Annotated in this window: 16 protein-coding genes; 8 read left to right on the top strand and 8 right to left on the bottom strand. The window is 61.5% G+C overall.

Annotated elements, in window-relative coordinates; translation table 11 throughout:
* Positions 1-33 precede the first annotated feature (33 nt).
* Positions 34-1,563, top strand: a complete 1,530-nt coding sequence (locus EWV35_RS13445) for an FAD-dependent oxidoreductase (RefSeq protein ID WP_129659346.1) — start codon at positions 34-36, stop codon at positions 1,561-1,563.
* Here the strand turns inward: EWV35_RS13445 and EWV35_RS06580 are convergent.
* Both EWV35_RS06580 and EWV35_RS06575 read right to left on the bottom strand, forming a co-directional pair.
* Positions 1,560-1,745, bottom strand: coding sequence for a PspC domain-containing protein (locus tag EWV35_RS06580; RefSeq protein WP_202976046.1), 186 nt, complete (start codon positions 1,743-1,745; stop codon positions 1,560-1,562). The two genes, EWV35_RS13445 and EWV35_RS06580, sit on opposite strands and share 4 nt — an antisense overlap.
* Positions 1,746-1,829: 84 nt before the next feature.
* A complete protein-coding gene (locus EWV35_RS06575) occupies positions 1,830-3,518 on the bottom strand; it encodes an ABC-ATPase domain-containing protein (protein WP_129659340.1) in 1,689 nt (562 codons plus the stop codon).
* A 78-nt stretch (positions 3,519-3,596) separates the two neighbouring features.
* Here EWV35_RS06575 and EWV35_RS06570 point away from each other — a divergent pair, with 78 nt between their 5' ends.
* Positions 3,597-4,613 carry an NADP-dependent oxidoreductase gene (locus EWV35_RS06570; protein ID WP_129659337.1) on the top strand — a complete coding sequence of 339 codons (1,017 nt, stop codon included), beginning with the start codon at positions 3,597-3,599 and terminating at the stop codon, positions 4,611-4,613.
* Between the two features lie 91 nt (positions 4,614-4,704).
* Here EWV35_RS06570 and EWV35_RS06565 read toward each other — a convergent pair whose 3' ends face one another.
* Complete coding sequence (locus EWV35_RS06565; RefSeq protein WP_129659334.1) at positions 4,705-5,559, bottom strand: PhzF family phenazine biosynthesis protein; 855 nt, start codon at positions 5,557-5,559, stop codon at positions 4,705-4,707.
* Positions 5,560-5,777: 218 nt separating this feature from the next.
* Between EWV35_RS06565 and EWV35_RS06560 the strand changes: the two genes are divergently transcribed.
* The 3 genes from EWV35_RS06560 to EWV35_RS06550 all read left to right on the top strand — a co-directional run bounded on the left by EWV35_RS06560 (position 5,778) and on the right by EWV35_RS06550 (position 8,621).
* Complete coding sequence (locus tag EWV35_RS06560; RefSeq protein WP_238654206.1) at positions 5,778-6,602, top strand: alpha/beta hydrolase family protein; 825 nt, start codon at positions 5,778-5,780, stop codon at positions 6,600-6,602.
* A 36-nt stretch (positions 6,603-6,638) separates the two neighbouring features.
* On the top strand, positions 6,639-7,118 hold the full coding sequence (locus tag EWV35_RS06555) for a MarR family winged helix-turn-helix transcriptional regulator (protein ID WP_129659320.1): 480 nt from the start codon (positions 6,639-6,641) through the stop codon (positions 7,116-7,118).
* A gap of 177 nt (positions 7,119-7,295) precedes the next feature.
* Positions 7,296-8,621: an MFS transporter gene (locus EWV35_RS06550; RefSeq protein WP_129659318.1), complete on the top strand. Its 1,326-nt coding sequence runs from the start codon at positions 7,296-7,298 to the stop codon at positions 8,619-8,621.
* A 155-nt stretch (positions 8,622-8,776) separates the two neighbouring features.
* Here the strand turns inward: EWV35_RS06550 and EWV35_RS06545 are convergent, their stop codons facing one another.
* The gene (locus tag EWV35_RS06545) at positions 8,777-9,466 is read right to left on the bottom strand and encodes an HAD family hydrolase (protein ID WP_129659316.1); all 690 of its coding nucleotides are present in this window, start codon (positions 9,464-9,466) and stop codon (positions 8,777-8,779) included.
* 226 nt (positions 9,467-9,692) lie between these two features.
* On the opposite strand from EWV35_RS06545, the gene EWV35_RS06540 reads away from it, so the two are divergent.
* The 3 genes from EWV35_RS06540 (at position 9,693) to EWV35_RS06535 (ending at position 12,006) form a co-directional block, all read left to right on the top strand.
* A complete protein-coding gene (locus tag EWV35_RS06540; RefSeq protein WP_129659313.1) occupies positions 9,693-10,424 on the top strand; it encodes a GntR family transcriptional regulator in 732 nt (243 codons plus the stop codon).
* A gap of 144 nt (positions 10,425-10,568) precedes the next feature.
* Positions 10,569-11,084, top strand: coding sequence for a hypothetical protein (locus EWV35_RS13440; RefSeq protein ID WP_238654204.1), 516 nt, complete (start codon positions 10,569-10,571; stop codon positions 11,082-11,084).
* Entirely contained in the window at positions 10,975-12,006 is a 1,032-nt protein-coding gene (locus EWV35_RS06535) for an MFS transporter (protein WP_238654202.1), read from the top strand. The genes EWV35_RS13440 and EWV35_RS06535 overlap by 110 nt, the downstream gene beginning before the upstream one ends.
* A gap of 37 nt (positions 12,007-12,043) precedes the next feature.
* Here the strand turns inward: EWV35_RS06535 and EWV35_RS06530 are convergent, their stop codons facing one another.
* From EWV35_RS06530 to EWV35_RS06515, 4 genes are all read right to left on the bottom strand, one after another.
* Entirely contained in the window at positions 12,044-12,769 is a 726-nt protein-coding gene (locus EWV35_RS06530) for a DNA-3-methyladenine glycosylase I (protein WP_129659310.1), read from the bottom strand.
* A complete protein-coding gene (locus tag EWV35_RS06525) occupies positions 12,766-13,494 on the bottom strand; it encodes an alpha-ketoglutarate-dependent dioxygenase AlkB (RefSeq protein ID WP_193554083.1) in 729 nt (242 codons plus the stop codon). The genes EWV35_RS06530 and EWV35_RS06525 overlap by 4 nt, the downstream gene beginning before the upstream one ends.
* 300 nt (positions 13,495-13,794) lie before the next feature.
* Entirely contained in the window at positions 13,795-15,324 is a 1,530-nt protein-coding gene (glpK, locus tag EWV35_RS06520; RefSeq protein ID WP_129659675.1) for a glycerol kinase GlpK, read from the bottom strand.
* A 96-nt stretch (positions 15,325-15,420) separates the two neighbouring features.
* Positions 15,421-16,167, bottom strand: coding sequence for an MIP/aquaporin family protein (locus EWV35_RS06515; protein WP_129659673.1), 747 nt, complete (start codon positions 16,165-16,167; stop codon positions 15,421-15,423).
* Between the last annotated feature and the right edge of the window lie 3 nt (positions 16,168-16,170).

Raw genomic sequence — 16,170 nt, 5'->3', positions numbered from 1 at the left:
CATAATTGATACTCGGGATCTAGCGTCTATGACATGGAAAATAATTGGGATGTCATCATTGTCGGCGGAGGAACTGCGGGCCTGAGTGCAGCGCTCATGCTGGGGAGAGCGCGCCGCCGTACTCTCGTTCTCGACGACGCGATGCCGCGCAATCGATTTGCGGCACACATGCACGGAGTACTCGGGCACGAAGGAAAAGCCCCGGCCGAACTCATCCGTGAGGGTAGGACAGAAGCGGCAGGCTACGGTGTCGCATTCGAGGATGCCCGAGTGACACAGGTCGAAAAAGGGCAGCGCGGTTACCTCGTGACCGACGCCGAAGGAACGCAGCGCACGGCCAGTGGTGTCATCGTGTCCACCGGACTCACGGACGTTCTCCCGGATATCCCGGGCCTTGCCGAGCGGTGGGGCGTCAGCGTCCTGCACTGTCCCTATTGCCACGGATGGGAATTCGGCGATCGAAGGCTCGGCCTGCTCGCGATGAGCCCCATGGATCTGCTCCGAGCCGAGCTGTTGCGGCAGTGGTCGGAGGATCTCACCGTATTCAGCGCAGGAATCCCGGATATGGATGCGGCGACTCGGAATCGTCTGGAGTCGCGAGGAATCAGCCTGGTCGACGAGCCGGTTCTCGGAATCGACGGCCCTGGGCAGAATATTTCCGTGGTTCGCACGGATCAAGGTGTTCACCCCATCGACGCCCTGTTTGCGGGTGGAAAAATGGACCCCCACGACGATTTCCTGGCACCGCTCGGACTCGAGCGTTCGGAGGGACCTATGGGTTCTTTTCTGACCGTCGATGAGTTCGGGGCCACGAGCCTGCCGGGGATCTGGGCTATCGGAAACGTCGTGAGCCCGGGCCTGACCGTTCCGGGCTGCATGGGCGCAGGCGCGCTGACCGGTGGCATGGTCAATATGTACTTGGTCGGCCAGGAGTTCGACGATGCGCTTCTTGCCCAACCCAAAAGATTTTGGGAGAACCGATACTCGTCCGAGGATAAGATCTGGTCGGGGAACCCCAATGCGACACTCGTCGACGCCATTGAGGGCCTCCCGCCCGGCCGCGCCGTGGATCTGGGGTGCGGGGAAGGGGCCGACGTGTTGTGGCTGGCCGAGCAGGGCTGGCACGCGACCGGCATCGACATTTCCGATACGGCCGTACGTCGTGCCCAAGATGCCGCCCTGGCCGCCGGTCTGCAGGACCACGCGACCTTTCTCGCCGAAGATCTCTCGGAGTGGAACCCCGAGGAGGAGTTCGATCTGGTCACGGGCAGCTTTTTGCAGTCGCCGGTAGAACTTGACCGCATCGCGATTCTTCGGAAGGCCAGCGAACTCGTCGCGCCGGGCGGGCGGATGTGCATCATTTCGCACGCGGCCCCGCCACCGTGGGCCACCGGCCATCAGCAGCATGACTTCCCGGATCCCGCGGAGGACATCCGAGCCTTGGCGCTGGGCCAGGAATGGGAGACCGACCTCCAGGAGACTCGGAAACGCGAGGTCAAGGATCCCGAGGGCAATCCGGCCATCCTGGAGGACTCGGTCATGGTGCTGCGGAAGAAGGTCTAGATCCTGTCATCCCTGGGAATGATGATCCAAGCGACCAGGTAGAAGATCGCCTGCGGCCCCGGAATGAGGAAGGACAGGAGGAAGAGGAAACGTACCCAATTGGGGCTCCAATCGAGTGCCTCGGCGATTCCGCCGCAGACGCCCGCGATGATTTTATGATTGCGTGATCTCTTAAGTGCCATGTCTCTACAGTAAAAAAGACAGCGCATTCCGCACAGTGGGGCAGGCACTACCTTTCCCGGTAGAGTTCGGTCGGACCGGGGCGTTCACCGCAATTTGAGTTTGCGGTAGCGGCTGATGGCGCCGTGTATCTCCTGCGGACGAGGCATCGCCAGATCGCCGCGCGGTCGTTCCTTTCCGGTCAGAACGTCCAGCCCGCGCTCGCGAAGTCGACGCCAAATACGTTCGACCGCCTGGTTCATCTCGAGGGTGCCGTCGAGCTCTCGGGACACAGCCTCGATGCACTGTGCGATTGCATTGGTCTGCGACGGATCGACCAGCTGCCCTAGGTAGGCGACGTCGATGTCCTCACGACCCAGCTGGATCGAACCGAGTCCCCGACCTCGTGCACTTTTCTTCTTGTCCGCAGGGTTGAGCGCCCCGGAGGTAGGCACGCGGCCCGTAGAGCAAGCGAAAATCCCTCGCTGCGGCGCGTGATCCTCATGGTTGTCTGGATCGAAATCCGAGGCGATCCTGTGCGCCCTGTCTGTGACGTCCGAAGGAACGTATGCGTTCATGGCGATCACGTGGTCCGCGACGCCGAAAAAAGCACCGGTGCCTCCGGCTACCAAAATCGTCGAGGTATCCCGTTCTTCCAAGAGCGGCCGGACGCGTTCGACGAACGGGGTGATCGGTTCCGATCCCGCAGGAATCAGTTCACGCATCGCAGGATCCCGGATCATGAAGTTGGTGGCCGAGGTGTCTTCGTCGATGAGCAACAAGGAGGTGCCGATCTCCAAGGACTCGGCGAGATTCGCCGCCTGCGACGTCGAACCCGACGCATTCGTGGTTGTGAACCGCGATGTATCCGTTCCCGACGGCAAATTGGATATGAACGGGGATATATCCACCCCCGTGACGGCGCGCCCGTCCTCGGCGCGGATGCTCATCGCGTCCGGAACGGTCAGGACCCATTCTCTGCCGTCCCCGCCGACGTGAGGGTACACGCCGCGTTCCATCGCGCGCAGGAGAGTCGATTTGCCGTGGTACCCGCCGCCCACGATCACTGTAATGCCTCGCGGGACGCCCATGCCTGTTACTGTGCGGCCGCTCGGGAGGGAGAACTCCTGACGCATTCCTTCGGGGGAACGGAACCGAACGGCGTCGCGCAACGGCAGGTCGGAATCGCCCGACGCCCGGGGCAGTACGGCGCCTTCGCCCACGAAGGAAACCAGATTGCGCTCGCGCAACTCGGACTGAACGGCCAGCTGGTCGAGGTACAGCTGGATGTGTTCTTCCAGCGCATTGACATCCAACCCGTCCAGAATTGCGGAATTCTGAAGGAGCTCAGGAAGATCGTCGGCCAGCAAATGGGCCGCGGCCCGCCCCTTAATCCGTCGGCCTCCGGCTGGTAACGCGACGTTCAGACGAACCTGAATCTCATCGCGCCTGACTACGACGCTCGTTCGTTCGAGAACCTCTTGGCCGGGCTTGGTGATGCTGATTCCTCGATACGCGCAGCCGCAAAGGGCCTTGCTTAGATTGCGCGCCACGAAATCCGCGGCAGCGATGAGCTGTTCGGGCCGGCCCTCCAGCCGCCCTGACAGGGAAGTCTTTTCAAGAGGCAGAACCGCTCGGACGGAGCTCGGTGGCGCGTACGGATCGGATTGAACGTGATCCACGACCAGGTCACATGCTCCGAAATCATAGGTGCCTTTGATGCGTTTGTAGGCACCGTATCCGTTGCCGTCCAGTCGCTGAAGGGTAGACCTGAGATCCTGCTTGGTGGGGTTCATTGAGAGCTTATTCGGGTCGGGGACATCAGTGTCTGGAAGTATAGTCGGTTCCGAATCCCGTGGAGAGGAAAAGCAAACATGACTACTCAAGTCAGCAAGCAAATTCAGCTCGCGTCGCGGCCCGAGGGGTGGCCCACGGAGGAGAACTTCTCCACCGTAACGGTCGACCTTCCGGACCTCTCCGACGGTGAGGTGCGAGTCAAGAACCAGTTCATGTCGGTGGATCCTTACATGCGGGGTCGCATGTCGGCAGGTAAGAGCTACGTCGCGCCCTTCGAAGTAGGGGAGACCATGACGGGTGGCGCCGTGGGAAAGGTCATCGAGTCCCGCAGTGATGATCTGCCCGAAGGATCCTTGGTTCTTCACCAGCTCGGCTGGCGCGACGTCGCCCAGGCGCCCGCCGATCAGTTCAACCGGGTTTCAGAGACCCCCGGTGTGCCTGCGTCTTTGTACCTGGGCATGTTGGGATTGACGGGTCTGACGGCCTACGTGGGTCTGACCCAGGTCGCGAAGTTCAAGAAAGGGGACGTCGTCTTCGTCTCGGGTGCCGCAGGTGCTGTGGGTTCTGCCGTGGGGCAGATTGCGCAGTTGCTGGGCGCTTCGAAGGTCATCGGTTCTGCCGGAAGCGACGAGAAAACCGAATTGTTGGAGAAGAAGTACGGCTACGACGTCGCCCTCAACTACAAGGCCGCTCCGATTCGCGAACAGCTTCCGAAAGCGGCTCCGGAGGGAATCGACGTATATTTCGACAATGTGGGCGGCGACCACTTGGAGGCGGCGATCGACGTCCTCAACCGATACGGCCGCGCAGCGCTGTGCGGGGCCATCAGCCAGTACAACGCGACGGAAGCGACCCCGGGGCCGGACAATATGGCTAATTTTGTCAAGCAGTCGCTGGCTTTCAAGGGCTTCATCGTGGGCGACTACATGGAGTATGCGGGTGAGTTCCAGGAGAAGATGAGCAACTGGCTTCAGGACGGGAGAATCCAGTACGACGAGACCGTCGTCGACGGCCTGGACAACGCCACCGACGCTTTCATCTCCATGATGGAAGGCGCCAACAAGGGCAAGATGGTCGTTCGTATCGAGGAGTAATGTCCTCATCGTCAAAGACCCTGGCTCCGCCGTGTCGGCGGGCCAGGGTCTTTTGTGTATGCAGTATGAGCTGACCAGATTCGTCGAGGCTTCAGCCCAGCGGTCTCATCGTGCCGGAGATGATGGTTCGGGTCGCTCCGCCGATCCACACGTCCTCGCCCTTCTTCTCAACGTGGATCATGCCACCGCGACCCAATACGGTTCCTTGACGGGCGACGTAGCTCCGAGGTGCTCGGCCTTCTCGAATCAGCCATTGTGCAATGCCTGCGTTGAGGCTCCCCGTCACGGGATCTTCGCTGCTTCCATTGCCCGACCCGAAAGCGCGGACTTCCAGGTCCGCGGGGGAACCTGGGCGGTTGAAGAATCCGGCGACACCGATCTTGAAGCCACTCGTGGCAATCTCGGTCATTCGGGGCTTCAGGGCGAGCACGTCATCAGCGGACGTGAGCACGAGGCCGACCCAACCAGGGCCGTTGTCGATCCATCGGGCGGCCTCAACCCGTGACGGGTTCGTGCCGAGAAGCTCGGTGATGGAACAAAGGGTCTTTTCATCTGCTTGTTCGTCACGTATCAGGGGCGGGGCGGCGAATGAGATCCTGTCGGCAGAGCGCCGGAGCGTGACCAGCCCCGAAGCGGATTCCTGGGTGATGGTCTCCTGGTTGGCCGGGCGTCCTCCGGCCTCGAGCCAAGCGTGAGCCGAGCCCAAGGTCGGGTGGCCCGCGAAAGGAAGCTCACGGGTCGGCGTGAATATGCGGAGACGGTAATCGGCCTCGCCGGAGGTAGGCGCCAGGAGAAAAGTGGTCTCGGACAGATTGGTCCAATTCGCGAAGGCTTGCATCTGCCGGTCGGTAAGGGCGTCGGCGTCGTGAACGACGGCGAGTGGGTTCCCCGGCAGCGGTCCGGGCGCAAAAACGTCGACCTGGTGGAACGGCAAGAACATGGACATCCCCAATTCTCCTGCGACGCCCGGACGGACCCCGCAGTGGTAAGTATCCGGTACGCGCGGTACCGTAAACGTGATGGTGAGCTGAAACTCGCCATGACAAGACTAATTGTCGGACAGGTGTCGGCAGGGCGGGAGATCCCACGATGTTTCCGGAAACGGCAAACAAGTCCGATCGGAAGATCGAGCCTCAGTCTGTTGAGCTTCGAAGCGTTCGGGGGTTGCCCATTTCGGTGACGTCCTGGGGCAACTGGGAAACGGCCCAGGGAGCGGCCCTGATTGTTCCCGCGATCGCAACGCGGGCGAGGCACTACAACGCGTTTGCGCGCTGGCTGGCCGAGCAAGGAATTGTCGCGGTCTCCTTCGACTACTCAGGATTCGGTGAATCGTTGGCCGGCAGCCTCAAGGATTCGGATGTGAACATCCTGGACTGGGCCGACGACGCTCGCACCGTCATCGATTGGATCGGGGAGCAGGGCCCCGCCCTGCCCGTAACGTGGATCGGGCACAGCCTGGGTGGGCAGCTTCTGGGGCTGGCGGGTGACCGGGGCGTAACAAAAGGTATTTTTGTGGCCAGTGGCGTCGGGTCGGGTTGGAAATCGCCGTGGCAGACCGCTGTGCCGGGCATGGCAATGTTCTTCCTTGTCGGCCCGGTGGCTCAAAAAATCTGCGGCTATTATCCGGGCCGAAAACTGAGGTTCTTTGGCAATCTTCCCTCCGGAGTCATGAGTCAATGGAGGCGATGGGTGGCTTATCCGCGTTATATCCTGGGGGAACGTCCTTGGCTGGCACCGGAGTACGCGGCCGTCGAGTCGCCTATCACGGCAATCTCCTTCACGGATGATGTGGTGATGTCCAAGTCGGCGTTGCGCATGCTGCTCTCGTTTTACTCGGGGGCCCGAAGACTGCATTTTCGGTACTCGCCCCGAGACCTCGGGGTTGACTCGATTGGTCACATGGGGCCGTTCAGAGTGGCAAGCGCTGCCATCTGGAAGACCGTCATTGCGCCGCATCTCGCCAAAAACGAAGGGTCGCCACGGATATAAATAGCAAAGCTATATAATTTGAGGTACACTAGGGCCATGTCAGACTCGCACCTGAAAAACTGCTCTTCCGGACAAGGGGTTCTCTCCTCTGCCGAATCTCGGCGCGCCACGGAATTGATCGTGGTGGCCAGCCGATTTGTTCGTGCCGCATCCCGTCACAGTGGCAGGGAGCGATCGACGATCGTTCTCCGGACTCTTTCCAACCTCAGCTTGGTGGGTCCCATGAGAATCGGCGATCTTGCCTCGGCGGAACACATCACGCAACCCACGATGACCGGCGTGCTCAAGCGTCTGGAAATCGAGGGGCTCGTGAGGCGTCAGGCGGATCCGTACGACGGTCGTGCTCAGCTCATCGAAATCACCCCATCGGGGAAGAAGGAGCTCAACGACTTCCGCAAGAAGGCGACACAGCGAATTCAGCCCGCGGTTGCGCGGCTGTCCAGCGAAGAGCGGAAAACTTTGTGGCGGGCTTCGGAGATCCTGGGGTCCATCAACAAGGATCTCGACGACTTGTAGACGCCCGTATGAGCGCCGGAGGATGTGTCTACCCCATCCGACCCGCTCGGTCTGGCGCCAGATAAACGACGTTTTATCCCGTTTGTGCCTGGCGCCCACGTTTTTACCCAGATATATAGTGAAGCAATGTGTGGTTCGGTTAGACGACGCCGCACCTATTGGAGGCAATAGCACCGCATGAGTACAAGTACACCCACCGGAACTCATCCCGTGGTGGAGAGCAGACAAAGCTCTCCTGATTCTTCACCTCAGAAAAAACAGTCGATTCTGCGTCAGCCCATCGCGGTTTGGGCCATCGCGTTCGCGTGCATGGTTTCTTTCATGGGCATCGGACTAGTCGACCCGATTCTTCCGGCCATCAGTAGCGAACTCAACGCTACGGCCGGTCAGACGATGTTGCTCTTCACGAGCTATCTCTTCATCACGGGCATCGCGATGTTCTTCACCGGTTGGGTATCCAGCCGAATCGGCATCAAGACGACTTTGCTCGTCGGGCTGGTCCTGATCATCGCCTTCGCCGCGTTCGCTGGTGCATCGGGCAGCGTTGGGGAAATCATCGGATTCCGAGCCGGTTGGGGACTCGGCAACGCCCTCTTCATCTCGACGGCACTCTCCGCGATCGTCGGTGCAGCGGCCGGCGGCAGCGGCCAGGCCGTGATGCTCTACGAGGCCGCGTTGGGGATCGGCATGGCCGTCGGACCGCTGGTCGGCGGGCTGCTTGGTTCCATTTCTTGGCGCGGGCCCTTCTTCGGTACCGCCGCGCTCATGGCCGTCGGTTTCATCGCCATCGTCTCCCTGCTCCGCAACCCGAAGAAGGACTCTGCTCAGCCGGTTGAGAAGCACGCGTTCACCGCGGGCTTCAAGGCCCTCAAGGACCCGGCCCTCCGAGTTCTGGCGTTCACCGCTCTCTTCTACAATTTCGCCTTCTTCGTCCTTCTCGCGTACAGCCCGTACCCATTGGAAGCCGCCGCGGCCAAGAACGGTACCGAATTCGGCGCTCACGAGCTGGGCTTCGTCTTCTTCGGCTGGGGCCTCGCCCTTGCGATCGCATCGGTGTTCTTGGCGCCCATGCTGACTCGTCGCTTCGGGCTTCGTCCGGTTCTGTACACCATGCTTGGCCTTTTGGCGATCACGATGGCGTGCGCGGCCATCTGGCATGAATCCGTCGTCGGACTGATCGTCTTCATTGTGATTGCGGGCCTCTTCCAAGGTGTTATGAACACTGCCCTGACTGAAACCGTCATGGAGGCTACGAGCCTTCCGCGTTCGATCGCATCGTCGACCTACTCGGGTGTTCGTTTTATCGGTGGCGCGATCGCCCCGGCCATCGCGGGGCCGGTGGCCGACGCGGTCGGTGCAGGTGCCCCGTACTGGATGGCCGTGGCGACCCTCGTCGTGTCCATCATCGTGCTGGTATTCGGCGGCCACCGCTTGGCACAGGTCTCCCGCCCGCATGAGAGTGCGGAGGCCGAGGCCGAGGCCATCACGCGGGGTACCGACTAAGTACGGCTCGGCGGCCGGCCCCTGGAGGCATATTCTGCGGTGAACCGGGTGGCTGGCCGGAGATCGGCCTCCAAGAATCGCAGTAGGCGGATTCTTGGCCGGGAATCAATGCGCGAGAGCCGGGGGCTATAGGTTGGCCCCCGGCTCTCGTTCGATCACCCCAGAAGCTCCGGCGCGAGTGCGTGCGTCGTGTACTCCGTCAATTCGCGCAGTGCCTTCTCTTCAAGGCTGCCGATGACGGCGACCGTCGTTATTCCCGCGTCTCGCGCGGCGGTGATGCCGGTCCGCGAATCCTCGAATGCGACTGCCTGTGACGGGGCCAGGCGCAGCCGTTCGAGAGCGGTGAGATAAGCCTCGGGGTGCGGCTTGGGTGCCTCAACATCCTCGAGCGCGACGACCCCGTCCAATTCCCTGAGCAGATCGGCCTGTTCGAGGACCGGAACGACGACGTCGCGGCTCGCGGCTGTCACGACCACAAGGCGTTTGCCCTGACGCCGGGCGCCTTTGACGAAATCGCGAGTAGCCGGGGCGATGGTGCTGTGTCGACGCGTGCGCTCAAGATAGAGACCGTTGAAGATCTGCAGCAGCTCGTGAGGCGTCTTCTTCAATCTTCCGGTTTCCTTGCCGAGCACCTCAAACATATATTCCTCGGTGCATCCCGCAAATTCCAAGAAATAGCGTTCCCTGCTGAGACGGATACCCAGTTCGGTTGCGGAAACCTCGCTGATCAGTTCGGCAAGCAGCTCCTCGTCGTCGGAAAGTGTGCCGTTGTAATCGAGCAGGATGGCATTCGAGCGCCGTACGAGCGCCGCAACGGAGGGGCGGATAGTGGGCGATTCGGTCATGGAGCCTCCTTCTGGGGTACGAGATGTAGGTGAGATACTAACAGCAAGAATTTCTCTTTTTGGTGCATTCTTTTGGACCTTATAAAGGTTTGAAAAGTGTCAAAATGTTATGGACACGCTCATGTTCTCGGAATACATTCTCCTGTATGTGATGTGAAGCACTGTCAGAGTGCGTGCACTCGGTGAGCCTATTGGTTCAACGAGGCTGACCATATGGAGGACGTATATGCAGGACCTGCGCCACGACCTGCTGTTCATCATTGAGCGCTTGCGGCTTGCTGGTGAACGGAAACTTCCGTCTGAACGCAACCTGGCCCAACAACTGGGCGTCTCCCGTGGGACGCTGCGAAGGGAACTGGGAGTCCTGGCCCAGGAGGGCCGCATAGTGCGAAGGACCGGGCGTGGTGGCGGTTCCTTCATCCGTGAAACGGACATCGTGGGCTATCTGGAGCCGGTTCCAGAACCGCCACTGGTGGTCACACGGTGTCTCGACCGTCCCGTCGGCGTTCCCACGATTCTCGTCGAGCAGGGTCATGAGCCCGGGACCACGGTCCTGTTCACGGAGGAGCGACCGGCGAGCTTCGAGGAGCGGGCCGGGCTGCAGACCCTGGGAGGGCAGATCGTCGTCATCCGTCGTCTAAGGTCCGCGGGCGGGACACCGTTGTCCCTCGAGGAGATGATGCTCCCGGCAGACCTTTTCCCTGGAATCCTTGATCATCAGTTGGGGTCAATCTATGCGCTCATGCGCAAGCAGTATGACGTCGTAATCGACCACGCCGAAGAGTCCATCGCCGTCGGATCCGCATCCCCCGCGGCTGCCCTTCTGCTGAACGTCGTTCCCGGTGCTGCTCTGTATGACATCCGACGTACGGCGTATGACCAGCGGGGCAGGCGCGTCGAGGTATCCCGCGATCTCTTCCGGGCAGACATCACCCGGCTGACCGTGACAAGCAAGTAAGTCCGAGCGCGAAATGTAAGAAACCAGGTTCGTGAGGACCAGGGGGGCGCCCCTCCGTGAGCGGCCCCGGCCCGCCGTATTGCCGCAGTAATAGTTTCGACAATATATCCATCCGCGAGACTCACGGTGCAAAGGAACACTGTTATGACTCACATTCCCTCCACGCACCCGCATGAAGAAGAGGCCGCGCGAGGACAATCTCCCCGCAAGAGCGTCACTGTCGGAAACCAGGCGGCGACGCCTTCCGGGACGAGGTCGGGATCCTCGCGCCAGACCAAGGCGCAGGTCCTCAGGACATGGCAACTGCGTATCTTCCTCATGTCCTGGGTCGGCTACGCGGCATACTATTTCCCGAGAAACGCGTTCTCCGCGGCCAAGGTCGGTATCCGGGACCAAGGCGGCCTTTCGAGAGAGACGCTGGGCATGCTCGACTCCGTGTACCTGGCCGCATACGCCGTCGGCCAGTTCCTCTGGGGTGCTGTGGCGGAACGCTATGGTGCTCGCGGTCATTGCCGGAGGGATGGTCCTCGCGGGCGGAGCCTCGGCCTTCATGGGCCTCGTGCCAGCGGTCTGGTTGTTTCTCCCGCTGATGATCACCCAGGGCCTGGCTCAGTCCACCGGCTGGGCCGCGTTCAGCAAGAACATCGCGTCCTTCTTTGACACCAGGGTCCGGGGACGGACCATGGGTTTGTTTGCGAGCAGCTACGCATTCGGAGGTCTCGTAGCAGTACCGGTCATGGGGTGGGTCGCCTACTCGGTGTTCGACTCCTGGCGTTGGGCGTTTCTCGTCGGCGCAGTGGTCATGGCGGTGGCCTTAGCGGCTTTTCTCCTGGTGCAGCGCAACAGCCCCCGGGATGTGGGTCTCCCCGAGATCGACGAGGAGGGTCCCTGCTGGGATGAGCCGTACGAGCAGGGCGCGCGCAGACGGACAGGGGTCAAATCACCCTCGGTGCGTTCCACAAAGACGGCTCCCAGAATCCGGGTCAGCGATCTTTGGGCCTCGGTGCGTCACGAACGCATGGTTCTCCGTCTGGGACTCGTCTACTTCATGCTCAAACCCACCCGATACGCCGTACTCCTGTGGGGCCCTGTTCTGGTGATCGACGCGATCCCTGAGCTGGACGGCATCACCGCGGTGATGGTTCCTGTCGCCTTCGGCATGGCGGGGTTCGTCGCCCCGATTGTGGCCGGCTGGGTATCCGATACCTTCTTTGGTGCCCGGCGCATACCGCCGACGGTGATCTCGCTGGTCCTTCTGGTGGTTGCCCTCCTCGCATGGCGCCCGGCGGCGAGTACGGGCTCGGTGGTCCTCGTCGCGATTCTTCTTGGCGTCGTCGGACTCACAGCATACAGCGCCGACGCGATGGTCTCCGGGGTGGCCGCCGTGGACTTCGGAACCAGCAAGCACGCGGCCGGAGCCACCGGCTTCATCAACGGGTGCGGTTCCATCGGGGCAATTCTCGGCGGTCTCTTGCCCGGTTTCTTCGGCGCCCAGACGGTGTTCTCGATCTTCGCCGCGACTGCCGGCATCGCTGTCCTGTTCCTGCTCCGATCGTGGAACACACGGCCCGTCACGCAGTGACCTCGCGCCCGACCCGGCGAGGGGCACGCGAACTGCCTCAGGTGAGGCGCACGAACTCTCGGCGGCGCCCCTCGGGTGAATACACCCGGGAAGCACCGCGTTTGTGACTCCCAACCCAATGAGTATCCACCATTCCCACCGCTTCCATGAGGGCATAGGCAGTTGTCGGACCGACGAAGCGGAAGCCTCGTTCCTTGAGGCGCTTGGATAAGGCCCGTGACTCGGTCGACTGCGTAGGAACCTCCGCGATGCTCTCGGGCACAGGGGTGACCTCGGGTGCGTGGGACCAAATCAGGGCCGGCAAGCCATCGACGATCTCCAGTTCTCCTCCGCCCCACAACGGCAGAACGAAACCGCGGGTCAACGGATCCGTGTTCGTCGCGGCCCGGAGCTTCAGAGTTGCCCGCGCGTTGCCGATGGCCGCGAGAATCTTTGGTCGGCTGCGGATGATGCTGGCATCCTCGACGAGTCGCTCGACGTCGTCGTCCGAGAAGTCGGCGACGGCTTCCGGATCGAAGGCCGCGAATGCCCTCCTGAAAGCGTCTCGGCGCGCGAGGATAGTGGCCCAAGACAGACCGGCTTGGAAACCCTCCAGGCACACTCTCTCGTAGAGGCCCGCCTCGGAGACCACGGGCAAGCCCCACTCGTGATCGTAGTAGTGGCGCATCATGGCGCTGCCGTTGGCCCATTCCGTGCGCGGGAGGGCTTCCTGAAGGACCGCTTCGGAAGCGGTGCCTTCCGGCGAGGGGTGAATCTGAGTCATCGGTCGTCCCATCCAGTCATTCTCAAAGTCATGTTGAACCGGCCTCTCTCCACGGGGCATCCCTTCGGCGCCGTGTTCGGCAGGATCTTGGGCACGCCGTGGAACATGAAACGGCTTGGTCCACCGAAAACTACCAGGTCCCCGGAGGCCAATCGGACGTCCTGGTATGGCTTGCTCTTGGTCTGTGGATTGCCCACGCGAAAAAGTGCAGTATCCCCAACACTCACGCTGACAACGGGCTCGGAAGAACGCTCGTCCTTGTCCTGATGCATGCCCATTTTGGCGCTGGGCTCGTAATAATTGATGAGGGCGACGTCGGGCTCATAGGAATCTGCCCACGCCTTGAGTTCCTGCTGCCCCAGACCCGGCCAGCTCTGTGCGGTCAATGGTGAGAAAGCGTCCTCGACGGCCATGCGACCGAGGCGGATCAGCCAATCCGGCATCGGAAGGGGAGCGGCGTCGCCGAATTCTCTGGCCCGCCGGGTCAAGCGCCCGGCTTCCCAATGCCATCCCAAAGTCGTCAGCCTGACTGACATAGGGTGGCCATTGACCAGAGGCGAATGCGGAGGGATCGGTCCGCGTCCCCACTGTTCCCATTGACCGGCGATCCACCGCTGCTGGTACGCACTCAACCAACCAGGAATGTGGACGACACCTGCAACGATTTCCCGAGGCTGCCGCTCGAAGGCGTCGTCGGAGAAGAGCCCCGTCTCGTCCTCAGTCACTGCGATCTCCTTTCGGTTGAATATCCCGATGCCGGACCCAGCGACCTGCCCGTCCCGTGGACCCACAACGACATCCCGGCCATGTGCCTGAGCCGTACAACCTGTCGGGGCCGAAATCTGTTCCCGCCTCGTACCGAGAAGATTCTGCCATTGTCTGCCGAGTGAGACCGTTTCCGAGGATCTTGCTGACGTGTCACCGGGCCGTGCCGAGACACGATACCCGGGGACGCAAAAACCCCGGGCTCCGCTCACCTCACCAGAGTGAGGGACCGGTGGCCCGGGGCTTTCGTCGGAGAACGATTACTCGGTGGACGTGTCCTCGTCGACCCAATCGAAGGAACGGGTAACGGCCTTCTTCCAAAGCCGGTACTGACGCTCGACCTCTTCATTGTCCATCTCGGGAGTCCAGCGCTTGTCCTCCTGCCAGTTCTCGACGACGTCTTCCTCGCCGTCCCAGAACCCGACGGCAATGCCGGCGGCATACGCAGCACCCAAGGCGGTGGTCTCAACCACCTTCGGCCGGATCACGGGAACCCGCAACAGATCGGCCTGGAACTGCATCAGGAACTGGTTGGCGGTCATGCCACCATCTACGCGCAGCTCCGTCAGGTCCACACCGGAATCGGCGTTCATCGCGTCAATGACCTCGCGAGTCTGGAACGCGGTCGCCTCGAGTGCCGCACGCACAATGTGTGCTTTCTTGACGTAGCGGGTCATGCCGACCAGAACGCCTCGGGCATCCGGGCGCCAATACGGGGCAAACAATCCGGAGAAGGCCGGGACGAAGTACGTCCCGCCCGAGTCCTCGACCGACGTCGCGAGCGCCTCAGAATCCGCGGCGTTGTCGATGAGCTCGAGGTTGTCACGCAACCACTGGATCAACGACCCCGAAACGGCGATGGAACCCTCGAGCGCGTACACGGGCTTCTCGTCGCCGATCTTGTACGCGACCGTGGTCAGGAGACCGTTCTCCGAAAAAACGGGCTCCTTGCCGGTGTTCATCAACATGAAGTTACCGGTGCCGTAGGTGTTCTTGGACTGGCCTTCCTTGAAGCAAGCCTGCCCGAAGGTTGCCGCCTGCTGGTCGCCGAGGATGCCAGCGATGGGAGTACCACGCAGGAAGCCACGCGCCCGACCCCGACCATAGACCTCAGCCGAGGACTTGATCTCCGGAAGCATCGACATCGGAATGCCGAAGTCCTTGGCGATGTCTTCTTCCCACTCGAGGGTCCGGATATTCATGAGCATCGTGCGCGACGCGTTGGTCACGTCCGTGATGTGAACGCCGCCTTCTGTGCCGCCGGTGAGGTTCCACAGAACCCACGAGTCGGTTGTGCCGAACAGCAGATCGCCCTTCTCGGCGCGCTCGCGTGCACCGTCGACGTTGTCCAGGATCCACTTGACCTTGGGGCCGGCGAAATAAGTGTTCAGCGAGAGGCCCACGCGGTCGTGGTACTTGTCGTAGCCTTCGTCCCCGGCCAATTCGTCACAGATCTTCTGGGTGCGGGTGTCCTGCCAGACAATCGCGTTGTAGACCGGTTCTCCGGTGTTCTTGTCCCAGACCACGGCGGTCTCGCGCTGGTTGGTGATGCCTACCGCAGCCACATCGTGGTGGTTGATCTCGACGTCGGAGAAGCAATCCGCAACGGATCTGCGGACGTTGCGCCAGATCTCCAGCGGATCGTGTTCGACCCAACCGGCTCTGGGGAAAATCTGCTCGTGTTCATACTGGCCGACCGTGATGATCTGGCCCTTTTTGTCGAAGACGATGGCCCGGGAACTCGTGGTGCCCTGGTCGATGGCGAGAATGTATTTTTTGTCAGTATTCATAGTTTTGGAGAACAGAGCTTCGTTCCTGTTTCCGTCTTTCTGGTCGGTCATTTCGCTTGCCTTTCCTGAGGGGCCGCCTCTTTGCGGCCCAATCTTCTAGAGAGCCACGAGGAGGGGGACAACGAGGGCAGCAACGAGGCCGCCGACGATCGGACCCAGCACGGGTACCCAAGAATATGCCCAATCGGAGGAGCCTTTGCCTCGGATGGGCAGAATAGCGTGGGCGATGCGGGGACCGAGGTCACGAGCAGGGTTGATGGCGTAACCTGTCGGGCCGCCGAGGGAGATGCCGATGGCCAAAACCACGAGCGCGACCGGAAGAGGACCCATCTCGCTCGGAGTTTTTTCGGAGAAAAGAATGAAGGCGATCAGCACGAAGGTCGCGACGACCTCCGTCAGGAAGTTCCAGCCATAGGAACGGATCTCAGGACCGGTCGAGAAAACCCCGAGCTTGTTGGCCGCGGGGGATTCCAAGTCGAAGTGCTTCTTGTGAGTCAGATAGACGATGATCGCGCCGATGATCGCACCCAGGAGCTGAGCGACGATGTAGACGAACACGTTGCCCGCGGTCGCCGGGATACCATCTGCCAAGTCTTTGTGGGCTGCCCAGAAGGATAATGTCACCACGGGGTTAAGATGCCCGCCCGTTGCATATGCGGCGTAGACGCCGGCGTAGACACCGAGTCCCCATCCGAAAGCAACCATGAGCCAGCCGCCTGCGTTGTTCTTGGTTCGCGGAAGGACCTGGCCGGCGACGACGCCGCAACCGAGGAGCACGAGGATCAGCGTTCCTATGAACTCGGACGTGAACATTCCGAGTGTCGTAGGAACGCCATTATCCATGAG

Source organism: Rothia uropygialis (genome assembly GCF_004137765.1).
Taxonomy (GTDB): Bacteria; Actinomycetota; Actinomycetes; order Actinomycetales; family Micrococcaceae; genus Rothia.
This window is presented reverse-complemented; position numbering and strand designations above follow the sequence as displayed.